Source organism: Candidatus Atribacteria bacterium (genome assembly GCA_011056645.1).
Lineage (GTDB): Bacteria > Atribacterota > Phoenicimicrobiia > Phoenicimicrobiales > Phoenicimicrobiaceae > Sediminicultor > Sediminicultor quartus.
This window is the reverse complement of sequence record DSEL01000152.1, coordinates 19073-36485: the sequence shown is the minus strand read 5'-3', so window position 1 is coordinate 36485 and position 17413 is coordinate 19073. Positions and strand designations below refer to the sequence as shown.

Annotated in this window: 16 protein-coding genes; 12 read left to right on the top strand and 4 right to left on the bottom strand. The window is 34.8% G+C overall.

What is annotated here, in order from left to right:
• The 5 genes from ENO17_06175 to ENO17_06155 all read left to right on the top strand — a co-directional run.
• Positions 1-94 (top strand): hypothetical protein (locus ENO17_06175; protein HER24615.1); only part of this gene is annotated, 94 nt, incomplete at its 5' end.
• 87 nt (positions 95-181) lie between these two features.
• Positions 182-1249 carry a DctP family TRAP transporter solute-binding subunit gene (locus tag ENO17_06170; GenBank protein ID HER24614.1) on the top strand — a complete coding sequence of 356 codons (1068 nt, stop codon included), beginning with the start codon at positions 182-184 and terminating at the stop codon, positions 1247-1249.
• A gap of 61 nt (positions 1250-1310) precedes the next feature.
• Positions 1311-1793 carry a TRAP transporter small permease gene (locus ENO17_06165; protein ID HER24613.1) on the top strand — a complete coding sequence of 161 codons (483 nt, stop codon included), beginning with the start codon at positions 1311-1313 and terminating at the stop codon, positions 1791-1793.
• Entirely contained in the window at positions 1793-3082 is a 1290-nt protein-coding gene (locus ENO17_06160) for a TRAP transporter large permease (GenBank protein HER24612.1), read from the top strand. Before ENO17_06165 ends, ENO17_06160 begins: the two co-directional genes overlap by 1 nt.
• Positions 3083-3145: 63 nt before the next feature.
• Positions 3146-3940, top strand: a complete 795-nt coding sequence (locus ENO17_06155) for a hypothetical protein (GenBank protein ID HER24611.1) — start codon at positions 3146-3148, stop codon at positions 3938-3940.
• A gap of 34 nt (positions 3941-3974) precedes the next feature.
• On the opposite strand, the gene clpB is transcribed toward ENO17_06155, so the two are convergent.
• From clpB to ENO17_06135, 4 genes are all read right to left on the bottom strand, one after another.
• Positions 3975-6572 carry an ATP-dependent chaperone ClpB gene (clpB, locus tag ENO17_06150; GenBank protein HER24610.1) on the bottom strand — a complete coding sequence of 866 codons (2598 nt, stop codon included), beginning with the start codon at positions 6570-6572 and terminating at the stop codon, positions 3975-3977.
• A gap of 13 nt (positions 6573-6585) precedes the next feature.
• Entirely contained in the window at positions 6586-7686 is a 1101-nt protein-coding gene (gene hisC / locus ENO17_06145; GenBank protein ID HER24609.1) for a histidinol-phosphate transaminase, read from the bottom strand.
• A gap of 556 nt (positions 7687-8242) precedes the next feature.
• Positions 8243-8770 carry a bifunctional nuclease family protein gene (locus ENO17_06140; GenBank protein HER24608.1) on the bottom strand — a complete coding sequence of 176 codons (528 nt, stop codon included), beginning with the start codon at positions 8768-8770 and terminating at the stop codon, positions 8243-8245.
• Positions 8771-9052: 282 nt separating this feature from the next.
• Positions 9053-9910, bottom strand: a complete 858-nt coding sequence (locus ENO17_06135; protein ID HER24607.1) for a DMT family transporter — start codon at positions 9908-9910, stop codon at positions 9053-9055.
• A 289-nt stretch (positions 9911-10199) separates the two neighbouring features.
• Here ENO17_06135 and ENO17_06130 point away from each other — a divergent pair, with 289 nt between their 5' ends.
• From ENO17_06130 to ENO17_06100, 7 genes are all read left to right on the top strand, one after another.
• Positions 10200-10400: a hypothetical protein gene (locus ENO17_06130; GenBank protein ID HER24606.1), complete on the top strand. Its 201-nt coding sequence runs from the start codon at positions 10200-10202 to the stop codon at positions 10398-10400.
• A gap of 195 nt (positions 10401-10595) precedes the next feature.
• Positions 10596-11933, top strand: coding sequence for a diaminopimelate decarboxylase (lysA, locus tag ENO17_06125; protein HER24605.1), 1338 nt, complete (start codon positions 10596-10598; stop codon positions 11931-11933).
• Positions 11934-11956: 23 nt separating this feature from the next.
• Positions 11957-13192 (top strand): aspartate kinase, encoded by a 1236-nt coding sequence (locus ENO17_06120; protein ID HER24604.1) that lies wholly within the window; start codon positions 11957-11959, stop codon positions 13190-13192.
• Positions 13193-13219: 27 nt separating this feature from the next.
• The gene (locus ENO17_06115) at positions 13220-14104 is read left to right on the top strand and encodes a 4-hydroxy-tetrahydrodipicolinate synthase (GenBank protein HER24603.1); all 885 of its coding nucleotides are present in this window, start codon (positions 13220-13222) and stop codon (positions 14102-14104) included.
• A gap of 3 nt (positions 14105-14107) precedes the next feature.
• Positions 14108-14911 carry a 4-hydroxy-tetrahydrodipicolinate reductase gene (locus ENO17_06110; GenBank protein HER24602.1) on the top strand — a complete coding sequence of 268 codons (804 nt, stop codon included), beginning with the start codon at positions 14108-14110 and terminating at the stop codon, positions 14909-14911.
• A 68-nt stretch (positions 14912-14979) separates the two neighbouring features.
• Positions 14980-15831: a diaminopimelate epimerase gene (locus ENO17_06105; protein HER24601.1), complete on the top strand. Its 852-nt coding sequence runs from the start codon at positions 14980-14982 to the stop codon at positions 15829-15831.
• Positions 15832-16116: 285 nt separating this feature from the next.
• Positions 16117-17286, top strand: coding sequence for an LL-diaminopimelate aminotransferase (locus ENO17_06100; GenBank protein ID HER24600.1), 1170 nt, complete (start codon positions 16117-16119; stop codon positions 17284-17286).
• Positions 17287-17413: the final 127 nt, after the last annotated feature.

The following is a 17413-nucleotide window of genomic DNA, read 5'->3' as shown; positions in this document are numbered from 1 at the left end:
TCTTTCTTATGACCACCGAATAATAGATGGAGCAGATGCAGCAAAATTCTTAGATAAATTAGCCAGATTAATTGAAAATCCAGCGCTAAAATAGAAGGAGGTGAAAGAAAAAAGTTTATAGACTTATAGATTCCAGATAAAAAAATTAGAAAATTCATATCAAAAATTTAAGGAGAAAAAAATGAAAAAAATTGTAATTTTAAGTTTAGTCGTCTTACTTTTCATAGGGATTATTTTTTCTGTCAGTAGTGCAAAAGATTTCACACCCAAAGCAGAATACACTATGACCGTAAATGTAAATGCTGCCTTTGGTTGGGGAATGGGTGCGCAAAAGTGGTGTGATTTGATCAATGAAAGAACTGGTGGAAAGATCATTGTAAAACCATATTGGGGAAGTCAACTTCTTGCCGGTAAACAGATGAACTGGGTTCAGGCAGTTGCTGAAGGGAGTATAGATTTCGCAGTAGAATCTACCATAAATTCTTCTTCGGTAGTAAAATCCCATAACCTTTTCTCTCTACCCTTTTTCATTAATACTTTCGAAAATTTAGACAAAATTGAATATGGCGAAACCGGGAATAAGCTGTTTTCCGAGATGGAGAAAATGCAAGTAAAAGCTTTAGCCTGGGGTGAAAACGGATTTAGACAATTAACCAATAATACAAGAGCCGTAAGAACACCGGAAGATATGAAAGGATTAAGATTAAGAGTTTGTCCTACTCCTATATATGATGATATATTCAAACAATTAGGCGCGGACCCCATTCATATGAACTGGGCAGATGCAGTTACCGGATTCCAACAGGGAGCAGTGGATGGACAGGAAAATCCTTACGGAGTTCTTCTCCCGGTTAAAATCTGGGAGTATCATAAATATGCTACTAATTGGAATTACCTGGCTGATCCCCTTCTCTTTGTAGTTAATAAAAGAGTATGGGATTCTTTCCCGGAAGATATCCAAACTATTATAAAAGAAGCCGCTGAAGAAGCAGGAATGTGGGAAAAAGCTTTTGTAAGAAGAGGACTTGATAGAGATATTTCTATCAACATTCTAAAAGATAAATTTGGAGAAACTCCTGAAATTTTAGATCAAATTGCTTATGTTAAAACTATGGGAATGGAAGTAGTTGAACTGACCGAGGCAGAATTAAATGCCTTCAAAGAAGCAACCAAACCAGTACTGGATAAATGGATTACTGAAGTAGGAACCGATTTTGTTGCTGCTGCCAAGTTAGATATGGCTAAATAATACACCAGAGACTAAAAAGAGGGGGTTTTATACCCCCTCTTTTTAAAAAATGGAGGAATGAATGGGAGGAAAAAAATTAAAAATTGAGGAATTAATTTCAGCAATTTTACTTTTTATCATGGCATCGATTGCCTTTATAAACGTCTTAAGCAGAAAAATTCTTCATCTTTCTTTTGCCTTCACCGAAGAAGTTACGGTTCATTTTTTTGTATGGGTTACTGTTTTAGGTATTGCTATCGCCTTTGAAAAAGGTGCTCACCTGGGAGTGGTGACTGTCTATGACAAATTACCAAAGACTCTTAAAAAAATTGCGGCTTTTATTTCAGCATCTTTAAGTACTCTTCTTTTTTTAATTGTTAATTATTATGCCTTTAGAGAAATCTATATGGACCTAACCATTTTTCATATGGAAAGCGAAGCCTTAAGAATTCCCGAATGGATGTATATTATCGGCATTCCTATATTTTCCGTCTTTATTTTTAAAAATATTTATAGGGGATTAAAAATTGAATTAAAAAAAATTGAAGGAGAGGAGGCGGAATAATGCAAATATTTACTCTTTTTGGAATTTTCGCTCTTCTTCTTTTGATAGGTGTTCCTATCGGAACATCGGTGGGATTTGCAGCAGTATTTTCTATATGGAAATATGGCCTGGGGGTTACTATGATTTCCAGAAATTTTGCATCGGGTATTGCTAAATTCCCCTTAATTGCTATCCCCTTCTTTGTTCTCGCCGGCATTTTAATGCAAAAAGCAAAACTTGCAGAAAAAATTTCTAACCTGGCCACAATTCTTGTAGGAAGGGCAACCGGAGGTTTAGCTATTGCTGGGATTCTGACCTGCCTTTTTTGGGGAGCTGTTTCCGGCTCTGGTCCGGCAACTACAGCTGCGGTAGGCTTAACCATTATTCCGGTGATGATTTACCAAAAGTATGATAAAAATTTTTCAGCTGCCACCATTGCTGCGGCTAGTGGGCTGGCTATCATTATTCCACCCAGTATAGCTTTTATTATATATGGAAATGTAACTGGCGTATCCGTGGGAGCACTTTTTTTAGGAGGAATTATCCCTGGTATAATTATCGGCTTATTTTTAATGGTAGCTGCTTATTTTATTTCTAAAAAAAGAAATTTTCGGGGAATAAAAGAAAGGGGAACAATAAAAGAGATTTTAATAACCACCAAAGACGCTTTTTGGGCCTTACTTGCACCAGTTATAATCCTGGGAGGAATATATGCCGGCATCGCCACTCCCACGGAAGCCGCTGTTTTTGCGGTATTTTATAGCATTTTTGTTGGATTTTTTGTTTACAAAACCCTCACACTTAAAGGGCTTTACGAAGCATTGGTGGGTACGGTTATTACTTCTTCAGTCGTTATGTTTGTGGTTACTTTTGCTACTCAATTCTCCATCGCCTCTGCTGTTTTAGGAGTAATAGATATCATGGCCAAGAGTATTATTGCTATAGCCAAAACTCCTATAGCCGTGCTGCTTCTGGCAAATTTAGCTATCATTATTGCCGGAATGTTTCTTGATGCAATTTCTATTATTTATGTCTTTATGCCGATCTTTATTCCTATACTGAATTACTACCATATCGATTTGTTATTCTTCGGAATCATCTTTGTGGTTGCCCTAGCTATTGGACAGATTACTCCACCAGTCGCAGTTAACCTATACGTAGGAGCAAATTTAATAAACAGTACTTTAGACAAAGTCGCTAAAGAAGTATGGATATATGTAGTAGCAGCTATATTAGGCTTAATTTTCCTTACTTTCTTACCCCAAATCAGTCTATATGTTCCTGTGGCTTCAGGACTTTACATTCCCTAAAAAACGAACTAATTTATCAAACTATATTAGTTTATAAATCATTACTAGAAGGGCAAGATTTAAATGAATCTAATCTTAATAAAAATATTAATTTCAACGATCATCGTTGTGCTATTAGCTGAAATTTCAACCCGAGTTAACCCGGTCTTAGGAGGAATATTTTCAGGACTTCCCTTGGGAGCGGGTTTATCGGTTTATTTTATTTCTTATCAAGAGGGAATATCCTTTTTGGTTAGCGGAATCCCCTGGGGTATTTCAGCTCTATCCTCTTCCATATTATTCTGTTTTTTTTATCTGATGACCGGAAAATACCTCCATCCAAAAAATAATTTAATTTCTATTACTGCTTCCTCATTTATGGGATTTATTTCTTTTTTGAGCTCCGGTTATTTGATTTATAAATTAAATTTCAATCTTCTTTCGGCTGCTATGATATTCTTCATCATATTTTTTATGAATATTTTTATTTTAAAAAAAATAAAAATAGAGAAAATAATGAAGAAAAATAATAAAAATTCTATTGTGAAGCTTTTAATTAGGGGATTAATAGCAGGAATTATCATTTCGATACTTACGGAAATTGCTTCCATTACTGGAAGCAGGTGGGCGGGGATTTTGAGCTCTTTTCCATCTACATTATTTGCTTTAATAGTTGTTTTGCATTTTGAAGAGCAAAAAAATTTATATCCTTCGGTAATTTATGGATTTTCTCTTAGTGTAAGCGCTTTGCTGGTTTTTTATATTTCTTGTTGGTATCTACTCCCAAAGCTTGGGTTAAATTTAGGTTTCGTGGCAACTTATTGTATATCAATTTCTTATCTTTTTTTACTTAATAAAAACAAAAATATTTTCGTTTAAGAAATATATTATTACAACCGCTAACTCCTCAAATTTACATTTTCTTAAAAACTACTTTCTCATTTGTTTTATCCAAATCAGCCTCTAATTGATCCCCATCTTTAAAAACTCCCTCCAACATCTGCGAAGCCAAAGGATCCTGAAGGTATCTTTGAATGGTTCTCTTTAAGGGTCGAGCACCATAGTGAGGGTCATACCCTTTGGTGGCTAAAAATTCCTTTACTTGATTAGTTACATTCAAACCAATCTTCTTACTCTGCAATCTCTCCCTTAGAATATTCAACTGAATATCCACAATTTTAATAATCTCTTCTTTATCTAAATTGTTAAAGATGATTATCTCGTCTATTCTATTTAAAAATTCTGGTTTAAAGTGCTCACGAAGAGAATCGTTTACTTTCTGCAGGACAGACTCTCTATTCTCCTTATTCATGTCGTAAATCCACTGACTTCCAATATTCGAAGTCATTATCAAAATAGAATTTTTAAAATTAACTACCCTTCCCTGTCCGTCAGTTAGGCGGCCGTCATCTAAAATCTGTAATAAAACATTAAAAACGTCGGGATGGGCTTTCTCAATTTCATCAAAGAGAATAACTGAATAAGGTTTTCGTCTGACAATTTCAGTAAGTTGGCCACCTTCTTCATATCCTACATAGCCGGGTGGGGCTCCGATTAACCGGGCTACACTGTGCCTCTCCATATATTCAGACATATCGATACGTACCAAGGTGTTTTCATCATTAAATAAAAAATCGGCCAAACTCCGAGCAAGTTCGGTTTTCCCTACCCCTGTAGGTCCCATAAAAATAAATGACCCTACCGGTCTATTGGGGTCGGCTATCCCCACTCGAGATCTTCTGATAGCATTGGAAATTAATCTAATCGCTTCTTCTTGTCCAACCACTCTTTTGGTAAGCTCTTCTTCCATCCTGACTAATTTATTCGCTTCACCTTCCATCAGTCGGCCAACCGGGATACCGGTCCATTTGGAGACAACCTCTGCAATGTCTTCTTCATCCACTTCTTCTTTAAGCATCTTGCTTTCTTTTTGCAAAGAAACTAACTTTTTATTTTCTTCCTCCAATTTTTTTTCAAGCTGCGGTAATACACCATACCTTAGCTCGGCAACGCGATTTAGATTCCCTTCTCTCTCTGTTTTTTCGGCTTCTAATTTAGATTTTTCAATATTACTTTTTATCTCATGAATTTTTTGAATATATTCTTTTTCGTTATTCCAATGCAATTTCAGGCTATCCCTTTTTTCTTTAAGGGAGCTTAATTCTTTTTCTATCTTTTTTAATCGTTCTTGGGAACTGGTATCTTTTTCTTTCTTTAGAGCTTGTTTTTCAACCTCTAATTGAATAATCTTTCTCTCCACTTCATCTATTTCGATGGGCATGCTATCAATCTCTATTCTTAGACTGGCAGCTGATTCATCAACTAAATCGATCGCTTTATCGGGTAAAAATCTATCTGCAATATATCGATCAGATAAGATAGCTGCTGCAATTAAAGCTGAATCTTTAATTTTTACCCCATGATGTACTTCGTATCTTTCTTTTAAACCTCTTAAAATAGCGATAGTATCTTCGACAGAGGGTTCTTTAATCAGTACAGGTTGAAAACGGCGCTCTAAAGCTGCATCTTTTTCAATATATTTTTTATATTCTTTTAAGGTAGTTGCACCAATGCAGTGTAATTCTCCCCTTGCTAAAGCCGGCTTTAACATGTTGGATGCATCTATAGCCCCTTCTGCTGCTCCTGCTCCAACCAGGGTATGAATTTCATCGATAAAAACAATGATTCCCCCTTCAGATTCCTGAACTTCTTTTAAAACTGCTTTTAGACGGTCTTCAAATTCTCCTCTATATTTTGCACCTGCTACCATGGAACTTATATCCAGAACTATTATTCTCTTATTCTTTAAACCTTCTGGGATATCTCCTTTTACAATTCTTTGAGATAGTCCTTCAGCAATAGCAGTTTTTCCTACGCCAGGCTCGCCTATTAACATAGGATTATTCTTCGTACGACGGGAGAGAATTTGCATCACTTTTCTTATTTCTTCATCTCTCCCAATAACTGGATCAAGTTTTCCTCTACTGGCTAACTCCGTTAAATCTCGAGAATAACGTTGTAAAGCTTGATATTTCTCTTCCGGATTTTGATCGGTCACCCTTTGGCTTCCTCGAATATTTAACATAGCCTGATAAATTTTATCTTGGTCAATCCCCTCTTCTTTTAATAAATCACTGACCCTGGTTCCTTCCGCTTCGACTAAAGCCATGAATAGATGTTCTGTGCTTACGTATTCATCTTTTACTTTTTGAGCTTCCCGTTGAGACGCACTTAATATTTCATTAAGTTCATTTCCAATATATTGTTGCCCTCCTCCACCTCCATAAACTTTAGGAATTGTTTCCAATCTCCGCTCTAATTTTGCTTTAAGTTCTGCGGAGCTAACTTCTAACTTATGCAATATCGAAGGAATAACTCCCTCTTTCTGATTAATTAAAGCAAGTAAAAGATGTTCACTTTTTATCTCTTGATGGTTATAATTAGCAGCAATTTGTTGTGCTTCACCAATTGCTTCCTGAGCTTTGATGGTAAACTTGTCAAATTTAATCATCTTTATCTCTCCTTTAGTGTGTTAAGGGACGAACCCTTGACACATTTTCTAAACCTTTAATTAAAATATCATTCTCCTCTCTCTTACCCACAGTAATACGCAAAAAATATCTGGAGGCTGAAAAAATCGGGTCAGAAACTGTCTGCACTAAAATTCCTTGTGTTAGCAAATGATTATAAACTAAGTCTGAATTTTCTTTAGAGCCTACTTCAACCAAAACAAAATTCGTCCATGAAGGATAAGCCTTAAAAGGCGGGATTTTATTTATCCTGTTTGTTAATCTTTCGCGTTCTTTAATAATCTTATTTAGGTTATCTTTTAATATTTCTTTATTTTGAAAAACTACCTGGGCAGCAATCTGGGAGAAAGTATTAACATTAAAAGGGCTTTTGACCTTTCTCACTTCATTAATAATTTCAGGATTAGAAAGTAAATACCCTACTCGCAAACTGGCTATGCTGTATGCCTTGGAAAAAGTCCTGAGAATAGCTAAATTATCATATCGAGAAATAAGCGGTATGAAAGTCTTTTCTCCAAACTCATAATAGGCCTCATCCACTATCACCAGGCACCCTGATTCTTCAATTATTCTAATCATCTTATCCTCGGCAAAATAATTTCCGGTAGGGGCATTGGGGTAAGCTATAAAAATCATGGACGAATCTTCTTTTTTCGCCTCTATTAAAATTTTATCTTCATTTAAACTAAAATTGCTCTGATTTAAAGGAATTTGTACGAAATTAGATCCGTTAATCATGGAATAAATTTTATACATGGCAAAAGAGGGAGCGGTAGTAATTATTCTCCTCCCCTTTTCAGAAAAAGCCTTGACTAAATAATCAATCAGTTCATCGGAGCCATTTCCTATAACTATATTATTTTTAGTTAAACCCCAAAAAGAAGAAACAATTTCACTTAACTTCACCGAATTTGCGTTAGGGTAACGAGAGTATTCTATATTTTTGGCTTTGTTTAATATTTCCTCAATATCTTCTTCCGATAAACCATAGGGATTTTCATTAGCGTTTAATTTTATTTTATAAGGCACTTCATGAGCATCATAAGGTTTTAACTCTCTTAAGCTATCACGAAAATACTTTTTATTTTTTTTCATATTTTGTTTTTGCTCCCTTCTTTCTATTTCTCAGTAATCTATCTCCTGACACAATTTATAAATCTATTTCAATCTCACTATTATTTCTATTCATTAAATTTGTATTTAACTCTGCCTTGCATTGCTCAATGAGTAGCTTTGCTAATTCATCTCTTGCTTCCTCCCAATTCCATCTTCTGCACATTACTGCCAATGTTTTATCATCAAAATAAATTACCTTTTATCTCAAGCCTTTACAAAGGGATGCTTCATTAATTCTTCTTTCATCCTCGTTTCAATCTCTTTATTTAAAGGTTTTTTATTCTTTTATTACCTAGCGCATTTTCAATATCGTTAACAACTATAATTCCTCTTTTAAAATCAGGAAATTGAGTAAAAATCTCCGAATCTATCTTAATCTTCCTCATCGTCTATTTTTTCGCCTTTCCCTTGAAATTGATATATTTTTTTCTTAATTTATGGTAATTGAATATTTTTCCACTCTTAATTGATTTAATACTTTTTGTTTTCATTATTTGAGGATTAATAGTTTTTGAGGGAAAAATGGGAAAAAAGATTATTTTTTTTCTAAACTCCTGATTTGATCCCGTAATTTAGCAGCTTCCTCATAATTTTCTATCTCTATTGCTTTCTCCATTCTTTGTTGTAACTTAGCAAGTTTTATTTCTTTTTCGTTCTCCAAATTAATCTTCTCTGTAGAAGCCTTATCCAATACCTCTTTAGTTACATATATAGGAGCATCTACTCTCAGAGCTAAAGCAATAGCGTCACTTGGCCTCGCATCAATTTCTTTTTCCGTTTGATGTATTTTTAATCTAACTGATGCGAAATAAGTATTATCCTTAATATTACAGATAACCACTCTTGTTACCGTTACACCAAGGGAATCTATAATATTTTTTATTAAATCATGGGGTAAAGGCCGTACTGGTTTTACTTTCTCCAAAGCCAAGGAAATCATCTTCGCTTCATAATGCCCAACCCATATAGGAAGCCACTTTTTTTCGGTTTCGTCTTTCAAAATTACTACAAAACCTTTGGTTACCGGGTCAATTGCTACCCCGGAAATTTTTACCCTAATCATTTTCGTTCCTCTTTTTTGCTTTTGACTTTTTTTTCATTATAAGATTTCTTTTTATATTATATTACATACTACAAAAAATATAAAATCCCTGCATAAATTTTAATTTATTTTAAAATTTTCCCAGTTATAAGCTATTATAATAATATATACCATGTAAATTAGTCTTTAATTCTCGCTAATCTTGTGGTGGTAGAGGCAGTATATAAACCTAAAGGTAAAAAATGATATTTAGTTTGGGAACAGCAACTTCCATTTAATTCCCCTTAATCTCAAAAATATTATTCAAATATTTAGTCTATAGTTTAAATATCCACTAATAATAATTAAAAATGAACCAAAGATGCTGAATATATCAGGGATTTCCTTGAAAAATAATAACCCGATTAAAGCACCAAAGGCAATTTGTAAATAGAGATACAAAGATACTAAATTTGCTGGTGCATGATGATATGCTTCGGTCATAGTAAATTGTCCACCCAAACCCACTATTCCCAGTAAAAATAGAGCCAATATACTTACCGCATCAGGCATAACAAAATTACCTTGCCAAAGTAATATGACTAAAGACACTAACCCACCACTATATCCAAAATAGTTAACGATAACCAAGGGATGGTCGGTCAATCGTAGACTACGTGTAGCTATATGTGACCCAGCGGTGGAGATTGCTCCCAATAAAGCGATAACTGCTGGATAGATATTCAAGTGAAATCCAGGTTTAACCACAAATAAAGCTCCAAAAAAAGTTATAACAAAAATCATAATTTTTTTTAAGTCTACTTTTTCCCTTAAAAATATAGCAGATAGCAATATTATTAAAATAGGACTTAATTGCTTGATGGTGATTGCATCTGTTAAAACCATCACGGTAACCGTATAAAAATAAGCTATTGCAGAAAAACTAGAAAACGAACTGCGTAATAACAAAAGAGGTTTATTGTTTCCCCAACAAGGGATTTTTTTATTCTTTAATATGAAAGGAACGAATAATATAATGGGTATATTGCGGAAAAAAGTTATCTCCATTACAGGAAGATGACCTATATATTTTACTATTACCGACATTAAAGTAAAACAAATTGCGGCAATAATCATCATTAAAATTCCTACATTAGGTTTATCTTCTCCACTTTTTTCCAAACCAAACAATTTACTTTTAATAATTATAAACCACCTTTGTTTTTATTATTCAATGTCTTACAAAATATAGAAACATAATAATTGATTATCCGTTTAAAGTAAAGAAGAAATTGCCGAAAAGCCGCTTTTACAAAAATCCAAATATTATTAAATTACTGTGTAGTTTATTCCGATTTTTAAATAAAAATATTTAAAAATTTAATATTTTTTTTGACTTTTTCAGATATGTATGTTATTTTATTAGAAATTTAATATTTATTACCTCACTTCTTTACTAAGTGAGGTAGAGGTGCGGGTATTAATCAGTACTGGTGATGAGATGAGCATCTTGGACTCGCCAGGAAAGGTATTCTCGCCGAAACATAAAGATAATAGCTCTAATCTTTATGTTGGGTTTATGGTTAAAAGCCATAAGACTGTCATCAGAATCTATGCCCTGGTTTCTGATGGAGCGCTATCTCATCTGATGAGAAAAAGGGGAATGATTTAATTGTTGGATTAATTTCAGGCAATTGATGAGTATAGCGTTCATCAATTGCCTTTTTTATTTGTGAATTCGGATTACCCTGCTATAGAAATGACATATTGTAAAATAAATATAAGCGGTAAATCGAATTAATTCGTAACTTAACGTTGTAATCTAAGCCTAAATAATAACGACCAACAACTTTTTAGGGAGGAACAAATGAATAATCAAATCAAAAAAATATCTCCAATAAAAAGAGAGGGTTTTTCTCTAAATAAATCCGGCAAGTTAGAATTTGACCGGTGTGAACTTATAAAACTATCCCAAAAATATGGAACCCCTTGTTATATCTTTTCGGAAAATATAATTAGAAAAAAATGCCATCAATATACTTCGGCTTTTTCTAAAAGAAATATCGATTTTGAAATAATTTATGCCGGTAAAGCCTTCCTGGTAAAAGCAATGTGTAACATTTTAAAGGAAGAAGGTTTAAACTTGGATGTTTCTTCTGGTGGGGAACTATATACCGCCCTATCAGCAGGATTCCCTTCGGATAAAATATTTTTTCACGGGAATAATAAATCCAAATCAGAAATAGAATTTGCTCTTGAAGAAAAAATTGGCACTATGATGGTAGAGAGCGAATATGAGCTAAACCTGATTGACCGGATTGCAAAAAGTTTAAATACAAAAGCGAAAATAATCGTCCGGGTAACTCCGGGAATAGATACCCATACTCATAAATATATTCAAACCGGACAGGTAGATTCAAAATTTGGAATCAATATTGATCAGGTGCCGAACTTTATGAAAAAAGTTTTATCTAAAGAACACATTAATTATCATGGCTTACATTTTCATCTAGGCTCACAAATATTTGATCTATCTCCATATGCTCTTGCTATTAATGAAATGGTAAAGTTGATAAAAAAAATAAAAGATTGGGAGGGAGTGGATACTCTGAATTTAAATTTAGGCGGGGGATTAGGAGTAAAGTACTTAGAGTCTGATCAACCTCCTTCTGTAGAAAATTTTGTTAACTTAATCATTGATAATGTAGAGAATGGGATAAGAGAAAACAATCTGGTGATGCCCAAAATTTTAATAGAACCGGGCAGGTCTATTGTAGCTGAAGCGGGCATTACACTCTATTCTATCGGTAATATAAAAGAGATCCCCGGGATTAGAAAATACCTTATTGTGGATGGCGGAATGGCTGATAATCCTCGACCTATCCTTTATGAAGCAAAATATGAAGGTATTTTAGTAAATAAAATAGAGAGCAGCCTTCCCACAGAAATGGTTACTATAGCGGGAAAATGTTGTGAATCAGGAGATATCTTAATTAAAGATTTAAAACTTCCCTTAGCTTCCCCCGGAGATCTTTTAGCTGTGCTTACCACCGGAGCATACCATTATTCTATGTCGAGCAATTATAACCGACTGCCTCGACCAGCAGTTGTCCTGGTGAATCAAGGAAAAGATGATTTAATCGTAAAAAGAGAAACTTATGCTGATCTTGTAAAAAATGATGTTAATCCAGAATGGTTTAATTAAAAAATAATATAAAGGTGAAATTTATGAGAATAATAGTAAAATTTGGCGGAACCAGTGTTCAGGACCCTGAAAGAATTAAAAAAGCTGCTCAATCAATAATTCAACAAGCGAAAAAGGGATATGAAATAGTAGCGGTTGTTTCAGCCATGGGGAATACCACCGATACTTTAACTTCCTTACTTAAAGATTCGGTTAAAGACCGTATTGAAGATAAAGATTATGCCGACTTTGTTTCTATGGGCGAGCGAATAAGTGCCCGAGTTCTTGCAGCTACTATTAAATCTATGGGATTTTCCTCGAAATATTTTGATCCTGCTGATCAAAATTTTCCTATTATAACAGATTCAAACTTTAACCAGGCCAAAATACTTTCGCGGGAAAGCCAAGAAAAATGTCAAAGCATCATTAAACCATTGTTAGAAAAAAAACTTATTCCTATAATATGTGGTTTTTTAGGTAGAAGTTGTGAAGATGGAAGCATAACCACTCTTGGCAGGGGAGGTAGTGATATCACTGCTTTTGCTCTGGGAAATTTTTTAGAAGCTGATGAGGTAATTATTGTTACTGATGCGGTAGGAGTATTAAGCGCTGATCCCCGGATAATAAAAGAACCTGTGACTATCAAGAAAATAAGCGTGGAAGAGATGGGAGTCCTTGCTGAAGGTGGAGCAAAAGTTTTACATCCACAGGCTTTAAAATATAAAACCGATAAGATGAAAGCAAAGATAATTCATTTTCAGAATGGCAACTTGGCAGCAAAAGGCACCGAGATAACGGGGGCTTTTAAAAGTAAATTAACGCTTTTTAAAGAAAAATTAACTATGTTAACTATCCTGGGAACGGAAATTTTTAATACACCAGGGTTATTAAAAAAAATAATTTCCCCTATTTCCGAGAATCAAATTAGTTTGTATGGTGTCTCTATCGGTACAAAACATATTGGAATTTATGTTATGGAGTATTATTCCCAGCAATCTTATGATCTCATTCATCCTGTTGTCATTGAAGATGAGAAATTGAAATCAGTCACTTTAAAAAATGATATCGCCTTAATTATTGCCAGAAGTAGAGATTTTATCGAAACGCCGGGTATTATTGAAAAAATTACACGCCCCTTAGCTGAAAATAATATTAATATAATTGAAATGACTACTATCAAAACAGATATTTTAATCTTTTTAGAATGGAAAGACAGGGAATTTGCTTGCCAAATAATCAACAAATCATTGGAAGAAGCAGGAATTGTGGTAACTAACTAACGACTAAATAAAAAGGAGGAAATAAAAATGTTTAAAGGATCTCTTGTAGCTATGATCACCCCATTTAAAGAAAACGGGAAAATTGATGAAAACGGAATAAAAGAATTAGTGGAGTTTCATATTAAAAATGGAACTGATGGTATTGTCCCCTGTGGCACCACCGGGGAATCGCCTACTCTCTCACATGAAGAACATAAAAAAGTAGTGGAATTAACCATAAAAGCAGCAGCGGGAAGAATTCCGGTCATTGCCGGAACCGGTTCCAACAGTACCTGGGAAGCTCTTGACTTAACTTCCCATGCAAAAGAAAACGGTGCTGATGGAGCCCTTGTAGTTGTCCCTTATTACAATAAACCTACTCAAAGAGGATTGTATCTGCATTATAAAAAATTAGCCGAAGAAATTGATATACCCATCATCGTCTATAACGTCCCCTCTCGAACCGGAGTGAATATGTTGCCTGAAACTTTAGCAGAATTAGCAGAGTTAAAAAATATTGTAGCAGTAAAAGAAGCCAGTGGAAATTTAGATCAGATGACCCAGATCGTTGAATTGTGTGGAGATAAAATCACCCTTCTCTCCGGAGATGACAAATTATTACTCCCTGTGCTATCCATAGGAGGAAAAGGGGTAATCTCGGTGGTCGCCAATATTATCCCCCGGGATGTTTCTGATATGGTTAGAGAATTCGAAGAAAGAAATTACCAGAAAGCTAAAGAAATTTTCTTATCTAAAGTCTATCCTTTGAGCAATGCTATGTTTTACGAAACTAATCCTATCCCGGTTAAAACCAGTGTCCGCTTAATGGGAATGCCCTCCGGTGAATTACGATTACCCTTGTCTCCCATGAGTGAAAGTAATTTAACCAAATTAAAAGCAGACTTAATAAAATTCGGCTTATTGGAGGGATAATCAATGATTAAAGTCATTGTCTGTGGTGGCTGCGGGAAGATGGGTTCAAAGGTCGCACAGTTAATTTGCCAAGACAAAGAAACGGAATTGACAGGAATAATTGAATCCTCTTCTCATCCTGATATGGGAAAAGATTGGGGAGTGACTCTCGGTATGGGAGAAACTGGGATATTTATTAATGATAATCTGGAAGATATCATTCGGAATGCCGATCAAATAGTTGAATTTACCAATCCCCAAGTCTCTTTGGAGCATTTGAAAATTATCTCCAAATATAAAAAACCTATGATTATGGGGACTACCGGCTTTTCTTCTAAAGAAATCGAAATAATTAATCAATTAGCCCAGGGCATTCCTTTTCTTCTTTCACCAAACATGTCTTTAGGAGTAAATATACTCTTTAAACTTGCTGCTGAAACTGCTGCTGCTCTCGGCGATAATTACGATATAGAAATCGTAGAAACCCATCATCGTTTTAAAAAAGATGCCCCCAGTGGAACGGCAAAAAAATTAGCCCAACAAATTGCCAAAATCAAAGGAATAAATCTGGATGAAGCAGTAATATATGGCAGAGAAGGAATAGTCGGAGAAAGGAAGAAGGGAGAAATCTGTATCCACTCGATTCGAGGAGGAGATATTTCCGGTGAACATACGGTGATCTTTAGCACCTTAGGTGAGAGATTAGAATTAACCCATAAGGCACATAGTCGTGACACTTTTGCCTATGGCACCATTCAAGCAATAAAATTTATGAAAGATAAGCCTGCTGGATTTTACCAAATGAAAGATGTACTGAAGATAAAGTAGAAAAATAAAATCGCATCTCGTATCTCGTGAATCGTATCTAGTTAAAGAAAATAGAGGGAAAGATCATTATGAAAATAGATTTTGTTAAAATGCATGGATTGGGGAATGATTTTATTCTAATAAACTGTTTAAGCAAACCGTTGGGCGATTCATCATTCCTATCTTACCTGGCTAAAAGGCTTTGTAATCGACACTTTGGAATAGGGGCAGATGGATTGATATTGATCTCGCCTTCATCTAAGGCAGATTTAAAAATGAGAATTTTTAATGCCGACGGAACGGAAGCTCAAATGTGCGGAAATGGCATTAGGTGTTTCGCTAAATATGCCTACGAAAATAAATTAATATTTAAAATTCAATTTACGGTAGAGACCTTAGCAGGTATTATAACTCCCGAATTAATCTTGAAAGGAAAAGAAATATCGGGAATTAAAGTAGATATGGGTATTCCAAAATTAGAGAGAAAAGAAATTCCTATGGAAGGAGAAAATGCCCTCACAGTAGTAGATGAAACCTTAAAAATTGATTCTAAATATATTTTCCAAATTACTTGTGTTTCCATGGGAAATCCTCATTGTATAACCTTCGTCAATGATGTACAATCTATACCAGTAGAGGAAATTGGCTCAAAAATAGAGAATCACCCCCTCTTCCCTGAAAAAACCAATGTAGAGTTTATCCAAGTTTTAAATAAACAAGAGATAAACTTTAGAGTATGGGAAAGAGGAGCTGGAGAGACTCTGGCTTGCGGAACCGGAGCATGTGCGGCCTTGGTAGCGGCAGTTTTGAATAAAAAAACCGACCGGAAAGCTGTCATTCACTTGCCAGGCGGTGATTTAGATATTCAGTGGACTGATAATGGCCATGTGTATATGACCGGACCAGCAGAATTAGCATTTAAGGGAGAAATGGAAATTTAATTGATCAATTCACAGATTCATCAATTTGCTGATTGACCAATTAACTTTAATTGGCTGGTTAGTCAGTTACCTGGCTGCTTGCTTATAGGGTTAGCAAATTGGTATATTATATAATAGTGTTTAGTCGTATATTCTTTTACCTTATGGTGAGCAGCTATCAGTAGCGTGGCAATCTCCTATATCATGAAATGGCCGATAAGAGACAAAGGTTCGATTGTTCGATTCATCGAGCTTTCCTGGTAAATCCATGATATGAGAAATATTTTAATAGAAAGGAATTTTTTAATGAAAATTGCCCAAAGAATACAAACTATTCCACCTTATTTATTTGCAGAAATTGATAAGAAAAAAGAAGAAGCTATAAAAAGAGGAGTGGATATTATCAACTTGGGTATAGGCGACCCTGACCAACCTACTCCTAATCATATCATTGAAAAATTAAGAGAAAGTGTTAAAGACCCTAAAACCCATGATTACCCGCCCTATGCGGGAATAACTGAATTCAGACAGGCAGTTGCCTCATGGTATAAAAAAAGATTTAGGGTTGACTTAGACCCGGATAAAGAGGTGATGGCTCTTATCGGCTCTAAAGAAGGTATAGCTCATATCTTTCTTGCCTTTATAGACCCGGGAGATTTCAGTCTTATACCTGATCCCGGTTACCCGGTCTATAAAACAGGGACTCTATTTGCTAATGGTTTCCCTTATATCATGCCGCTATTAGAAGAAAATGATTTTTTACCTGACTTAGAAGAAATAGATGAAGAGATTGCACAAAGAGCTAAATTAATGTTTATCAACTACCCTAATAACCCTACTGCTGCAGTAGCTAATAAAGATTTTTTTGAAAAGGTCGTCAAATTTGCTAAAAAATATGATATCCTGGTTTGTCATGATTTTGCTTATTCCGAAATGACCTTTGATCATTATCGGGCTAACAGTTTTTTAGAAGTAGAAGGGGCTAAAGAGGTGGGCATAGAATTTCATTCCTTATCCAAAACTTATAATATGACCGGCTGGAGATTGGGTTTTGCAGTAGGAAACAAAGAAGCCGTTTCCGCCCTGTCAATAATAAAAACGAACATTGATTCCGGCGTTTTCAAAGCTATTCAAAGAGCTGGAGTAGAAGCCCTGTCTGGACCTCAGGACAATATTCAAAAAATGAATGAAATCTATACCGGAAGACGGAATATAGTCGTTAATGGACTAAATGAATTAGGATGGCATTTAAAGCCAACCAAAGCTACTTTTTACCTGTGGATTCCTACTTTAAATAAAATGAAATCCGTGGACTTTGCTAATCTTTTATTAGAAAAAACAGGGATAATCGTAACCCCGGGAATCGGTTACGGAGAATATGGAGAAGGATATGTAAGAATTGCTTTAACTGTTGAGGAAAAAAGATTAGAAGAAGCGATAGGAAGAATGAAAAAAGTAGATTTTACCAAAAAGTAAGAAAGCAAATGAAATTCAAAACACTCATTAAGGGCTAATATATATTAGCCCTTAATGGCTTACCCTGTCGTTTTAAACTCTTTTCGACAGATAACTTAACATGGCGACAAGATAAACCTCTATCATT